General features: G+C 65.7%; 13 protein-coding genes. 6 read left to right on the plus strand and 7 right to left on the minus strand.

The genetic code is table 11. The features are described 5' to 3' along the window. Positions 1 to 414 (plus strand): universal stress protein, encoded by a 414-nt coding sequence (locus MU516_RS07460; RefSeq protein ID WP_260276581.1) that lies wholly within the window; start codon positions 1 to 3, stop codon positions 412 to 414. A 78-nt stretch (positions 415 to 492) separates the two neighbouring features. Here MU516_RS07460 and MU516_RS07465 read toward each other — a convergent pair whose 3' ends face one another. Next, entirely contained in the window at positions 493 to 2,994 is a 2,502-nt protein-coding gene (locus tag MU516_RS07465) for a GcvT family protein (RefSeq protein WP_260276582.1), read from the minus strand. A 188-nt stretch (positions 2,995 to 3,182) separates the two neighbouring features. On the opposite strand from MU516_RS07465, the gene panC reads away from it, so the two are divergent. From panC to MU516_RS07485, 4 genes are read left to right on the plus strand one after another with little or no spacing between them, the layout of a single operon-like run. Continuing rightward, a complete protein-coding gene (gene panC / locus MU516_RS07470; protein ID WP_260276583.1) occupies positions 3,183 to 4,040 on the plus strand; it encodes a pantoate--beta-alanine ligase in 858 nt (285 codons plus the stop codon). Beyond that, on the plus strand, positions 4,018 to 4,860 hold the full coding sequence (gene panB / locus MU516_RS07475) for a 3-methyl-2-oxobutanoate hydroxymethyltransferase (RefSeq protein WP_425606825.1): 843 nt from the start codon (positions 4,018 to 4,020) through the stop codon (positions 4,858 to 4,860). Before panC ends, panB begins: the two co-directional genes overlap by 23 nt. Positions 4,861 to 4,889: 29 nt before the next feature. Then, complete coding sequence (locus tag MU516_RS07480) at positions 4,890 to 5,138, plus strand: Xaa-Pro dipeptidase (protein WP_260276585.1); 249 nt, start codon at positions 4,890 to 4,892, stop codon at positions 5,136 to 5,138. A gap of 11 nt (positions 5,139 to 5,149) precedes the next feature. Continuing rightward, positions 5,150 to 5,281, plus strand: a complete 132-nt coding sequence (locus tag MU516_RS07485) for a hypothetical protein (protein WP_260276586.1) — start codon at positions 5,150 to 5,152, stop codon at positions 5,279 to 5,281. 241 nt (positions 5,282 to 5,522) lie between these two features. Here the strand turns inward: MU516_RS07485 and MU516_RS07490 are convergent, their stop codons facing one another. Next, positions 5,523 to 6,698, minus strand: a complete 1,176-nt coding sequence (locus MU516_RS07490) for an MFS transporter (protein WP_260276587.1) — start codon at positions 6,696 to 6,698, stop codon at positions 5,523 to 5,525. 75 nt (positions 6,699 to 6,773) lie between these two features. Next, positions 6,774 to 7,775, minus strand: a complete 1,002-nt coding sequence (locus tag MU516_RS07495) for a 2-hydroxyacid dehydrogenase (RefSeq protein ID WP_260276588.1) — start codon at positions 7,773 to 7,775, stop codon at positions 6,774 to 6,776. A 214-nt stretch (positions 7,776 to 7,989) separates the two neighbouring features. Here MU516_RS07495 and MU516_RS07500 point away from each other — a divergent pair, with 214 nt between their 5' ends. Beyond that, positions 7,990 to 8,649, plus strand: a complete 660-nt coding sequence (locus MU516_RS07500; protein WP_260276589.1) for an SH3 domain-containing protein — start codon at positions 7,990 to 7,992, stop codon at positions 8,647 to 8,649. Between the two features lie 142 nt (positions 8,650 to 8,791). Here the strand turns inward: MU516_RS07500 and MU516_RS07505 are convergent, their stop codons facing one another. From MU516_RS07505 to infC, 4 genes are all read right to left on the minus strand, one after another. Then, positions 8,792 to 10,816 (minus strand): M3 family metallopeptidase, encoded by a 2,025-nt coding sequence (locus MU516_RS07505; protein WP_260276590.1) that lies wholly within the window; start codon positions 10,814 to 10,816, stop codon positions 8,792 to 8,794. Positions 10,817 to 10,953: 137 nt separating this feature from the next. Next, positions 10,954 to 11,997: a HesA/MoeB/ThiF family protein gene (locus MU516_RS07510; RefSeq protein ID WP_260276591.1), complete on the minus strand. Its 1,044-nt coding sequence runs from the start codon at positions 11,995 to 11,997 to the stop codon at positions 10,954 to 10,956. Further along, positions 11,997 to 12,467: a dUTP diphosphatase gene (dut, locus tag MU516_RS07515; protein WP_260276592.1), complete on the minus strand. Its 471-nt coding sequence runs from the start codon at positions 12,465 to 12,467 to the stop codon at positions 11,997 to 11,999. Before dut ends, MU516_RS07510 begins: the two co-directional genes overlap by 1 nt. A gap of 85 nt (positions 12,468 to 12,552) precedes the next feature. Next, complete coding sequence (gene infC / locus MU516_RS07520; protein ID WP_260276593.1) at positions 12,553 to 13,041, minus strand: translation initiation factor IF-3; 489 nt, start codon at positions 13,039 to 13,041, stop codon at positions 12,553 to 12,555. Positions 13,042 to 13,248 lie beyond the last annotated feature (207 nt).

A 13,248-nucleotide genomic window follows, 5' to 3' on the forward strand; every position in this document is an offset into this window, starting at 1 on the left:
ATGTTTTCCAAGATCATGATTCCCGTCGACCTGTCACATTGGGACAAGATGGCGCGCCCGATCGAAATTGCGATGGAACTTGCCCGCAGCCATGACGCCGACATTCTCCTGGTCAGCGTCGAAAGCGACCATCCCAGCAGCATCGCCCACAACCCGCAGGAATTTCGCCAGAAACTGTCCGCCGCAGCCAAGGAACTGGCGTCGCGCAGTGGTCTTGCGGTCGAAAGTCAGGCCATCATATGCAGCGATCCGACATCGGAAATGTCGCAGCAGCTGCTGCACGCGGCAGACGAAAGCGGCACCGACCTGATCGTGATGGCGACACATATTCCCGGATTGATGGACCATGTCTTTGCGTCGCATGGCGGTCATGTGGCACGCTACGCGAAGATCTCGGTGTTCCTGGTTCGCTGACGCCGAATGCAGATGCCCGCCCGCCGGATTTCGGCGGGCGGGCAAATCGAACACAGGGCGCGTTGCCCGAGCGCAGGGTCAGCCGTCGACGCGGATCTTGGCGTTGGTGGGATCGTAAGGGCTGTCCTCGGTCACCTCGGCGTCATACAGGTCGCGGAACATCCGCACCTTCAGCTTGGTGCCCGGCTCGGCCAGATCGGGGCGGACATAGCCCATGCCGATCTGCTTGCCGAAGGCGGCGGAATAGCCGCCCGAGGTCAGTCGCCCGATCTTCTCACCATCCAGGAACAACGCCTCGCGGCCCCAGGGATCGGCGTCCGAAGGCCCGTCGATCAGCAGGGTTACGCATTTGCTGCGGATACCGACCTCCTGCATTGCCGCCTTGCCCTTGAAGTCCTTGGACAGATCGACGAACCGATCCAGCCCGGCCTCCAGCGGGGTCGCGTCGCGGCCCAGTTCGGTGCCGAAGGCGCGATAGGATTTTTCCTGCCGCAGCCAGTTCTGCGCCCGCGCGCCGACCAGCTTCAGTCCCAGCGGCTCGCCTTCCCGCATCAGGTTGTCGAACAGGTGGTTCTGCATCTCGATCGGGTGGTGCAGCTCCCAGCCCAGTTCACCCGTATAGGCGACGCGAATCGCGTTCACAGGCACCATCCCCAGCTCGATCCTGCGGGCCGACAGCCATGGGAACCGCTTGTTCGACAGGGCGGTCTCGGGCTGCGGATCGCGGATCAGCTTCGACAGGATCTCACGCGATTTCGGACCCGCGATGGCGAAGACGCCCCATTGCGTGGTCACGTTCTGGATCGCCACGAAGGCACCACCCGCAGCCATGAAATCCTCGGCCGACTTCATCAGGTTGTCGCCGTCGTAATCTTCCCACGCACCCGCCGAGACAAGGTAGTACCGATCCTCGTCCAGCCGCACGATGGTGTATTCCGTGCGGGTCGTGCCGGTCTGGGTCAGCGCATAGGTCAGGTTGATGCGGCCCACCTTGGGCAGCTTGTTCGTGGTCAGCCAGTCCAGGAACGCCGTCGCGCCCGGTCCGGTGACCATGTGCTTGGCGAAGGCGGTGGCGTCGATCAGGCCGGCGGCTTCTCGGACCGCCTCGGCTTCGGCCTTCGCGTATTGCCACCAGCCGCCGCGCCGGAAGTTGCGGGCATTGTGATCGAAATCGGCGGGGGCATCGACCGGCCCGTAATAGTTCGGCCGTTCCCATCCGTTCACCTGCCCGAACTGCGCGCCGCGCGCCTTCTGGCGGTCATAGGCCGGCGAGGTGCGCAGCGGCCGCGCCGCGTCGCGTTCCTCGTCGGGATGATGCAGGATGAAGACGTGGGAATAGCTTTCCTCGTTCTTCTTCACCGCATATTCGGTGGTCATCCACGACCCGAAGCGGCGCGGGTCCAGCGACGCCATGTCGATCTCGGCCTCGCCCTGGGTCATCATCTGGGTCAGGTAATGGCCAACGCCGCCCGCCGCCGTGATGCCGAAGCTGAATCCCTCGGCCAGCCACATGTTGCGCAGTCCGGGCGCCGGTCCGACCAGCGGGTTGCCGTCGGGCGTATAGCAGATCGGGCCGTTGAAATCATCCTTCAGCCCGACCTCTTCCGACGATGGCAGCCGATGGATCATCGACATGTATTCCTCTTCGATCCGTTCCAGATCCAGCGGGAACAGATCGGCCCGGAAGCTGTCGGGCACCTCGTAGGGGAAGCGCGCCGGTGCGCCTTCCTCGTAGGGGCCAAGGATCCAGCCGCCGCGTTCCTCGCGGACATACCATTTCGCATCGGCGTCGCGCAGGACCGGGTGTTCCGGGTTGCCGTCGGCGCGCCATTTCAGCAGCGCGGGGTCGGGCTCGGTGACGATGAACTGGTGTTCGACAGGAATCGCCGGAATGCGGATGCCCAGAAGCCGCGCTGTGCGCTGCGCATGGTTGCCGGTGGCGGTGACGACATGTTCGGCCCGGATCTCGAACGTCTCGCCCGAGGGGACCAGGTTGCCGCCCTTCTCGATCATCTTCTCGCAGGTGACGATCCACTCCGAACCGGTCCAGGCGTAGCCGTTGACCTGCAGCTTGCGCTCGATCGTGGCGCCGGCCATGCGTGCGCCCTTGGCCATCGCCTGGGTCACGTCGGCGGGATTGATGTAACCGTCGGTGGGATGGAACAGCGCGCCCTTCAGCCCGTCGGTATTGACCAGCGGCCAGCGATCCTTGATCTGCTGCGGGGTCAGGAACTGATGCTCGATGCCGATGGTCTCGGCGGTCGAGGAATACAGCATGTATTCATCCATCCGCGCATCTGTCTGCGCCATCCGCAGGTTGCCGCAGCGCGTGAAACCGGCATTCAGCCCGGTCTCGGCCTCAAGCCCTGCATACAGTTTGACCGAATAATCGTGGATATGGCTGGTCGCGTAGCCCATGTTGAACAGCGGCAGCAGACCGGCGGCGTGCCAGGTCGATCCGGCGGTCAGCTCGTCCCGCTCGACCAGCAGCGGCTCCCACCCGGCCTTCGCCAGATGATAGGCGATGCCGCACCCGACCGCGCCGCCCCCGACGACAAGAACCTTCACATGCGTTTTCATTTCCGGGCGACTCCTCTGGCCTGTTCCTGTCCCGTATCTGCCAGAGCCATGGCACACCGGTCCCCTCGGCCCGACCATTGACGGCCAAAAACGACATGCTGCAACGCAGCACTTGTGCGAATCCGCCTTCGGACGGTAGGTTGCCCGGCATGTCGGGGGGCAAGACCGGGCGACGGGGGGACGAAATCATGCAGATTTGCCGCAGCAGGCAGTCGGTCAGGGACTGTGTCGCGGGATGGCGCGCGGCTGGCGAGAAGGTCGTTCTGGTCGCCACCATGGGCGCGCTGCATGACGGGCATATGCAGCTTGTCGCGAAGGCACGCGACTGGCTGGACGCACGGGGCGGCGGTCGCATCGTCGCCTCGATCTTCGTCAATCCGACGCAGTTCGACCAGCAGGCCGATCTGGAAAAATACCCCCGCGACGAGGAAACCGACCTGGCGATGCTGCGTCAGCATGGCTGCGACGCGGTGTTCCTGCCCTCGGTCGAGGATATCTATCGCCCCGGCGCGCAGACCGTGGTCGAGGTTGCGGGCCTGTCGCGGATGCTGATGGGTCGCGTCCGCCCCGGCCATTTCCGCGGCATGACGACGATCGTGACCAAGCTGTTCAACATCATCGGTCCCGACGCATCGACCTTTGGGGAAAAGGATTACCAGCAACTGACCATCGTGCGGCAGATGGTCGCCGATCTGGACATGCCGGTCGAGATCATCCCGGTGCCCACCGTGCGCGAGCCCGACGGTCTGGCGATGTCGTCGCGCAACCGCCGCCTGACGCCCCAGGATCGCGCCGCCGCGACCGTCCTCAACCGCGCGCTGGATCGCGGCCAGCAGATGGTCGAACACGGCGCCAGCCCGGCCGCCATCCGCCGCGCGGTCCGCGCCATCCTGCGCAGCGAACCGCGTGCGCAGGTCCGATCCGTCGATCTGCGCGACGCCGCCGATCTGTCGCGCGTCAGCCGCATCGACCGTCCGGTGGTCATGCTGCTGGCCGTCCGCTTCGGCGAGGTGCTGCTGATCGATCAACGCACCGCCACCCCGTAAAGGATCGCCCATGTCTGCTCAGGCCCCGGTCAAACGCATCACCGTTCCGCAAATCGCCGCCCGCAAGGGCGACACCCCGATCGTCGCGCTGACCGCCTATACCGCGCCCATGGCCGCGATGGTCGATGCCCATGCCGAGGTGATCCTTGTCGGCGACAGCCTTGGCATGGTGATCCACGGCCTTCCCTCCACCATCGGCGTCACGCTGGACATGATGATCCTGCACGGACAGGCGGTGATGCGCGGCAGCGCGCGCGCGATGGTGGTGATCGACATGCCCTTCGGCAGCTATGAAGAAAGCCCGCAGCAGGCGTTCCGCAACGCGTCCCGGATCATGTCGGAAACCGGCGCCGGCGCGGTCAAGCTGGAGGGCGGGGCAAGAATGGCCGACACGATCGCGTTCCTGACCAGCCGTGGCATCCCGGTGATGGGCCATGTCGGCCTGACCCCGCAATCCACCCTGACGATGGGCGGATTCCGGACGCAGGGCCGGGATCAGGCGACATGGCCCGCCCATGTCGCCGATGCGCAGGCGGTCGAACAGGCCGGGGCATTCTCGCTTGTGGTCGAGGGCGTGATGGAACCGCTGGCCGATCAGATCACCCAGGCCATAGCGATCCCGACCATCGGCATCGGCGCTTCGGCACGCTGCGACGGCCAGATCCTGGTCCTTGACGACATGCTGGGCCTGTCGGGCCGCGTGCCCCGCTTCGTGCAGAAATTCGGCGATCTCGGACCGCGCGCGGAACAGGCCATCGCCGATTATGCCCGCGCCGTCCGCGATCGCAGTTTTCCGGGCCCCGATCAGACCTATCGCTGACGGGCACGGAGAACCCTGCTTCGGCAGCCATGCTTCGCCTTTCCGCTTTGTCCCCGCTCCAGGCGCTGCACCGGCCCACGGACGCGGCCGGGCAATTGCTGGCGCTGTCGGGACCGCGCGCGCCCTATGACGGGCGCCTCGGCGTGATCGAACCCGGCGCCCTTGCGGATCTGCTGGTGATCGACGGCGATCCCTCTGCCGATCTGGACTGGCTTGAAGATACCGACAACCTGCGGCTGATGGTCAAGAACGGTCGCGTCCACAAGGACAGCATCTGAGGGATTACGGCATGCCCTGGAACACCGCACTGACGCTTTCGGCCGCCGCGCTGCTGTCCCTGCCCGCGACGGCGGATGCGCAGGATCGCGACCGGCAAGGGCAGATCACCCCCTATGTCTGGGCGGCACCCGGATCGACATGACCATGGCTGGCCCGCTTGTCGGGGTCAGCCTGCGGTGCTAGCGCCGCGAACGCGTCCGGGAATCCGCGTCGGGCCTGCGCAACGCGCGCAAGCTGTGTACGCGCTGTGCACGCCCGGTGCACGCGCTGTGCACGGTTGGTGCAGCGAAAATCCCTGCATTTGCTGGGGGGTCGGGCGATACGCCGGAAGATCCGTTGCGCGCACAGCCCATGCAACGCGCGCCCGTGTTGCGCGGCCTGGCTCAGGCGGCACGTTCGGCAGGTTCGTCCTCCTCTGCGGCCGCGAAATCCGCCGTCCGTGCCAGCGGCGACAGCAGCAGCGGCACCATCAGCAACGCCGCCAGCCCAAGATAGATCGACGAAAAGCTCATCCGTTCGGCCAGCCAGCCGATCGTGCCGGGCGCCAGCAAGATACCGGAATAGCCCATGGTCGTGACCACCGAAAGCCCGATCCCGTTGGCCAGACCCGGCAGGTTGCCCGCCGCGGAAAACGCGATCGGCACCAGATTGGCGATGCCGATCCCCGCCAGCGCGAACCCCGTGATCGCCAGCGCCGGTGTGCCCGCCATCCCGGCGATTCCCATTCCGGCGATCGCGACAAGCGCGCTCAGCCGCAACATGCTGACCGCGCCAAGGCGGTGACGCAGCGCATCGCCCAGAAAGCGCATCACCGCCATCGTCGCCGCGCATCCCGCGAAACCCCAGCCCGCCAGCGACAGGGACGCGCCCATCTCGCGCTGCAGATAGACCGCGGCCCAGTCAAGGATCGCACCTTCCGGCACCATGCAGCACAGCGCCATGAAGCCGATCACATAGGGCAAGGGCTGGCGCGGCAACCGCAGCGGCGCCGCGGCCGCGCCCCCCGCTACGGGCGCGTCTTGCAGCACGCGCGGCAGGATGACGGCAAGCCCGGCAGCCAGCAGCAAGGTCACGGCCACCGCGTGCCAGACCTCACCCAGCAGGGTGATCGCCATGCCGCCAAAGCCCGCGCCGACAACGCCGCCAAGGCTCCAGAATCCGTGGCACGACGACATGATCGCCCGTCTGCGGCCCCGTTCGACCGCGACCGCATTGGCATTCATCGCGACGTCCATCGCCCCGATCATCCCACCGAACAGGAAGACCGTTGCCATCGTGGCGATCAGGTTCGGCGAGACTGAAATCAGCAGCAATGTCGGGACCGCAAGCAGCGCCGCCAGACGCACCGCACGGGCCGATCCACGGCGTGCCGTCAGGGCGCCGAAGACCGGCATGATGGTGATCGAACCCAACCCCAGAACCAGCACGATCCCGCCAGCGACAGCCTCGGATATATCCAGCCGCTGCATCAGTACAGGCAATTTCGGAGCCCAGCTTCCGACCATCAAACCGTTGAGAAAGAACAATCCCGACACGGCCGCCCTCGCGGACATTACCATGCGCGCCCCCAATTCAATCAGTTACCGTCCATACTCGGGACGCCGCAGCGTCCGCATTCCGGCGCGTGTCGCGCGTCACAACATGCTGGGCACGACCAGATCGGGCGGGCGATGCCCGTCGGCGAAGGTCTTGATGTTGATGATCACCTTCTCGCCCATTTCTGCGCGTCCCTCGGCGGTGGCGCTGCCCATGTGGGGCAACAGCACGACGTTCGGCAGTTCGCGCAGTCGCGGATTGATCTCGTGGCCATGTTCGAACACATCCAGACCGGCGCCCGCGATCTCGCCCGCGCGCAGCATCCGTGTCAGCGCATTCTCGTCGATGACCTCGCCGCGCGATGTGTTGACGATCACCGCCGACGGCTTCAGCAGTTTCAGCCGCCGCGCATTCAGCAGATGGAAGGTCGATGGTGTGTGCGGAGCATTGACGCTGATCACATCCATCCGGGCCAGCATCTGGTCCAGACTTTCCCAATAGGTCGCCTGCAATTCCTCTTCGATCTCGGCACGCAACCGTTTGCGGTTGTGATAGTGAACCTGCATCCCGAAGGCGTTCGCGCGACGTGCCACGGCCTGACCGATCCGGCCCATGCCCAGGATGCCAAGGCGCCGCCCCCCGACACGCCCGCCCAGATGCGCCGTAGGTGCCCAGCCCTTCCAGCGGCCGGCCTGCATTTCCGCCAGGCCTTCCGGGATCTTGCGGGTCACGGCAAGGATCAGCGCCAGCGTCATGTCGGCGGTGTCTTCGGTGACCACCCCAGGCGTGTTGCTGACCAGAACGCCGCGCTGTCGTGCCGTCTGGACATCAATGTGATCGACCCCGGCACCGTAATTGGCGATCAGCTTCAACCGCTCGCCGGCCTGGGCCAGCAGGTTGGCATCGATCTGGTCGGTCACCGTCGGCACAATTACGTCCGCGTTCTGCATCGCCGAGGCCAGCTCCTCGCGGCTCAGCTTTCGGTCGTCATCGCGCAGCACCACGTCGAAAAGCTCTTTCATGCGGGTCTCGACCGCTTCGGGCAGGCGACGGGTGACGGCGACGCGCAGCTTCTGGCGCAATGGCTGGGGGCTGTGCATGTGAACCTCACTTTCTCGAAGTCGTGTGGGCGGCACACTTCCAATGCCGGGCGGCTTTTGGCAAACTGCCCGCGTTGCGACGCAGGCACAAGACCCCAGCGCGACGCTTGCCGCTAACGAGCACCGGGCCGGTGCACAGCGCGGTGGCGCCGACCGTGATGGGGCGGAAATTTTGGGGCCGATCGGGATCCCGATCGACAGGAACGGAAGACAGATGAACAGACGGGCGTGTGGACGGCACCTTGCGGCAATGGCGGCGGCTGTGGTGATGGTGGTAACGACAGGCATCGTCGCGTTACCCGCCCTTGCAGGCCAGATCGTGGCCGCGCCTCAGGATGGACCCACCGCGATGCAGGATGCGTCCTGGTATCAGGCGCAGCTTCAGCTTCGATCCCGGTCAGCCAATGCGCGCGTGATCCGCGTCCAGAGCCAGGCCGAACCGGGCATGCGAGGCCCGGTCACGAATCTGCCGCTGCCACGCTATGTCAGCCTGAAGGGCAACGAGGGCAATGCAAGACGCGGCCCCAGCCTGTCCCATCGAATCGATTGGGTCTTCCGCCATGCCGGGATGCCTTTGCGGGTGGTCGCCGAGTTCGGCCACTGGCGCAGGGTCGAGGACAAGGACGGCGCCGGTGGATGGGTGCATTACGCGCTGCTATCGGGGGTCCGGACCGCCCTTGTGACCCAGGACATGGTGCAGTTGCGAAACCGCCCCGATCCTGATGCGGATGTCGTCGCAAAGGCGGAAACCGGCGCGATCGTCAGACTGGGCGAATGCAATCCCGGCTGGTGCCGCATTTCGGGCGGCGGTCAGCGGGGATGGGTTCCCAAACAGGCGATCTGGGGTGTCGATCCCCAGGAAATCCGCGACTGACAGGGTCGGCCAAGGCCGCAATCTGCGCGCGGCCGCGCGCCGCGACCGCGGCGCGCCAACGCCCGTCCGGCAGGACGCCGACCGCGATGTCGGCACGCCCCCTTCCTTTGGTCACTCCACCTCGGCACGTTCGCCGGGCAGATCAGGCCAGCCCCCGCCCCTTCAGCAGCGGGTCGATGCCCGGCATGCGTTGCCGGAACGCGATCCAGAGCTGGTCTGCCGGGGCCGAACCGCCGCGCGACAGGATCGTATCCTCCAGTCGCCGGGCGGTTTCGGCATCAAAGATGTCCCCTGTCTCCTCGAATGCGGCGAATGCATCCGCGTCCATGACCTCGGACCACAGATAGCTGTAATAGCCGCTGGCATAGCTGTCGCCCGCAAAGACATGCGCAAAATGCGGCGAGGCGTGACGCATCGGGATTGCATCGGGTGCGCCGAGTTCCGCCAGGAACTCGGCCTGGCGGGCCATCGGATCGGCCGGCGGATCGCCACGATGCAAGGCCAGATCGACCAGCGCGCTTTCCAGATACTCCGTGGTCGAGAAGCCGGCATCGGCCTTGCCCGCCGCGATCACCCGGTCCCGCAGATCTGCCGGGATCGGCGCGCCGGTCACATTGTGGCGCGCATGCGCGTCCAGCACCTGAGGCTGTTCCAGCCAGTGTTCGTATAGCTGGCTGGGCAGTTCGACGAAATCCTGGGCCACGGATGTGCCGGAAATCGACGGCCAGGCAACATCGGACAGGATGTGATGCGTGGCATGCCCGAATTCGTGGAACAGCGTATGGGCGTCGTCCCAGGACAGGAACGCGGGCCGACCCGGTTCCTCGGGCGGAGTGAAGTTGCAGACATTGACGACGATCGCCCGCTGCCCCGCGCCGATCCGGTGCTGGGATTGCAGCGACGAACACCACGCGCCGGACCGTTTGCCGGGCCGGGCGAAATAGTCGCCCACGAACACCGCCATCAGCCGCCCGTCGCGCGTGACACGCCATGCCCGGACATCGTTGGACCACAGTGGCGCGTCGATCGGATGAAACTTCAGCCCGAACAGCCGGCCCGCCACGTCGAAGACCGCGCCCAGCATCGCATCCAGCGTCAGATAGGGCTTTACCTCGTCGGGATCGACATCATGTTCGCGCCGCAGCAACCGCTGGGAATAGAAACGCCAGTCCCATGCCTCGAACGGGCCGTTGACACCATCCTCGCGCGCCAGCGCGACCAGCTTCGCCTGATCTTCGGCGGCGCGTCGCGTCGCCGGTTTCCAGACCCGGTCCAGCAGATCCCGGACCCGCGCCGGCGTTCCCGCCATTTCCGGTTCCAGCTTGTAGGTCGCGAAATCCGGGTAGCCCAGAATCTGCGCCCGCTCGTGGCGCAGCGACAGGATTTCCGCGATCAGTGGCAGATTGCTGGTTGCCTCGCCGCCCGCCCCCTGACCCGATCCCCGCGCTGTCCACGCACGGAACGCAACTTCTCGCAAGGCCCGGTCCTCTGCATGTTCCAGAAACGGCACGATCAGCGACCGATTCAGGGTCACCACCTGACCGTCAAGACCGCGCTCGCGCGCGGCGGCGCGCATTGCGCGGACCAGCCAATCGGGCAGACCAGCCAGTCGGTCTTGCGGGACTGGCAGGACGTAATCGCGTTCATCAGCCAGCACATTCTGCGCGAACTGTGTCGTCAAGACCGCCATGCGGCTGCGGATTTCGGCCATCCGGTCGCGTGCCGCACCACTCAGCCCAGCACCTGCACGCGTCAGATCGCGCAACGCCAATTCGACAATGCGCCGATCCTCGGCAGGCAATGCCTCGGCCTGATCCGCGACAAGACGGACCCGGGCGAACAGCCTTGGATCCATGCTGATCTTGCTGCCATATTCGGCAAGCCGTGGCGCGAAATCCCGTTGAAGGGCCTGCCGCGCCGCGGTCGAATCGACGGAAGCCAACGTGTAGAACACCGACAAGACCCGGTTCAGGCCCTCATCCGCGGTCTCCATCGCCGCGACGGTATTCTGAAAGCTGGCAGGTTCGGGATTGGCGGCAATCGCCTCCATGGCGGCTTCGGCGGCGGCCAGTTCGCGATCAAAGGCGGGCGCGAAATCGGCATCCCCGATCAGGTCGAATCGCGGCAGGCCTTCGGGGCCGGTCCAACGGGTCAGTTCGGAATTCATGGGCGTGGCTCCTGTCTTTGCAGTGACCCTAATCAGGATTGCGCGTGATCGAAACCATCTGCTGCGGTCTTGATCATGCTGAAGGACTGCTGCGGCAGGATGAACGAAGACGAACGGGCATCGGCGACCGGTCGCGATCAGTGGCTAATCTTGGACCCGCAGACGTCACAATCGGCGCGAGCCTGGGTGCGGACCATCCGGGTTTCGCCGTAAAGCCCGTCAAAGATCAGCATTCTGCCCCGTAGGCCCTCGCCCGCGCCGGTCAGATGCTTGATCGCCTCAAGCGCCATCAGGCTGCCGATGACGCCGGGCAGCGCGCCCACGACGCCCGCCTCGGCGCAGGCAGGGGCCAGACCCGGCGCTGGTGCCACCGGAAACAGGCAACCAAGGCACGGGCCCCCGCGCGCAGGGTCATACAGCGTCACCTGCCCCTCCCACTGGGCGATCGCGCCGGCGATCAGTGGGACGCCCGCGCCTACGCAGGCCCGGTTGATCGCCTGCCGCGCGGCAAAGCTGTCGGTGCCGTCGATGATCAGATCGTGCTGGCTGACCAGATCCACATCCTCGGCCGTGACGCGGCGCAGCAGCGGCGAGACCGAGACATGCCGGTTCAACGCGGACATCGCCTGTGCAGCGGCGCGCGCCTTTGGCTGACCGCGCTGATCGCTGCGGAAGATCACCTGCCGTTGCAGGTTGGACAGGCTGACTGTGTCGTCGTCTGCCAGGGTGATCCGCCCGACGCCCGCAGCCGCCAGATACAGGCAGACCGGCGCACCCAGCCCGCCCGCACCGACGATCAGCACGCGCGCGTCCCGCAGCCGCATCTGGCCCGCGCCGCCGATCTCGCGCAGGACCAGATGCCGGGCATAGCGATCCAGTTCCTCGTCCGACATCGGTCCGTCTTCGACCGGCTTCGTCAGGGACGGCGTTTCGGGCGCTTTCGCGCGCAGCCGCGACAATGCGGCACGATACAGCAGGATCAGCGCGACCACAGCACCGGCGACCAGCCATTGTGGTGCCGTCCCGCCCGTCGCCCGCGCCGCAGCGCTGCCGGGCAACAATGCCAGCAACAGCACCAGCCCCAGCCACAGGCAGCCCAGCATTGCCAGCACGATCCGCCCCGGAAGACGCAAGAAAAGCGCCAGCACCGCCAGACCGGCCAGCAGCCACACACCCAGCATCAACCGGCCCCGGTCGAGCCGAAGCCACCGGCGCCACGTGGCGTCGCATCGACCTGTCCGACCTCGAGAAAAGTGACCTGTGGCGCGGGTGCCGCGACCATCTGGGCGATCCGGTCGCCGTGCGCCACGTGAAATGTCTGGTCCCCGAGATTGATCAGGATCACCCCCAGCATGCCGCGATAATCGCTGTCGATCGTACCAGGTGCATTCACCAGCCCGATTCCGTGCTTCAGCGCCAACCCCGAACGTGGCCGGACCTGCACTTCCCAACCTGCCGGGATCTCTAGGATCAGCCCGGTCGGGATCAATGCACGCGCGCCGGGCTGCAGATCGATGCCCTGACGCAGCTCGGCGGTGAAATTCGCGCGCAGATCCGCCCCGGCCGCGCCTGGCGTCGCATATGACGGAAGAGGGATCGAATGGTCGGATCCTTCGCTGCGCTTGATCCTGATCTGCGTCGGTTGCGTCATCTCACCCTCGTATCCAAGACAAAGGCCGCGCGGCAATGCCTGCGCGGCCCGATTTCTGCGGCGTCGGTCAGATCAGCGCGACTGTTCAGCGCGGCGCGATCATCATCACCATCTGGCGGCCTTCCAGCTTTGGCATGGATTCGACCTTGCCCGCCTCGCCGACATCGTCACGGACGCGGTTCAGCAGATCGACACCCAGATCCTGATGGGCCATCTCGCGACCGCGGAAGCGCAGGGTGACCTTCACCTTGTCGCCGCCTTCAAGAAACTTCATCACGTTGCGCATCTTCACATCATAGTCGTGGGTGTCGGTTCCCGGACGGAACTTGACCTCCTTGATGTCGATGACCTTCTGCTTCTTGCGCGCCTCGGCCTCTCGCTTCTGCTGTTCGTACTTGAACTTGCCAAGGTCCATGACCTTGCAGACGGGCGGGGTCGCGTTGGGCGAAATCTCGACCAGATCCAGTCCGCTGTCCCTTGCCATCTCCAGCCCGACCGAGGGCGGCACGACACCGACATTCTCTCCTTCAGGGCCGATCAGGCGAATCTCGGCGACGCGAATGCGTTCATTCACGCGGGGTCCGGTGTCACGGGTGGGCGGTGCGTTATGCGGGCGACGAGCTATGGCGTTACTCCTTTTATGGCCATGGCGGGAATGGACCGAAAATAAGGCGCGCGTCGCCCTCTTTCAACCGGATTTGAACGCAACCGGGCCGCTAATGGCGGAATTCCGGGCGGTTTTGCGGATCGCTGGTGGCTTTTCGGCGTTGCGACCCTGTGC

It is taken from the genome of Paracoccus maritimus, assembly GCF_025195095.1.
Classification (GTDB): Bacteria; Pseudomonadota; Alphaproteobacteria; order Rhodobacterales; family Rhodobacteraceae; genus Paracoccus; species Paracoccus maritimus.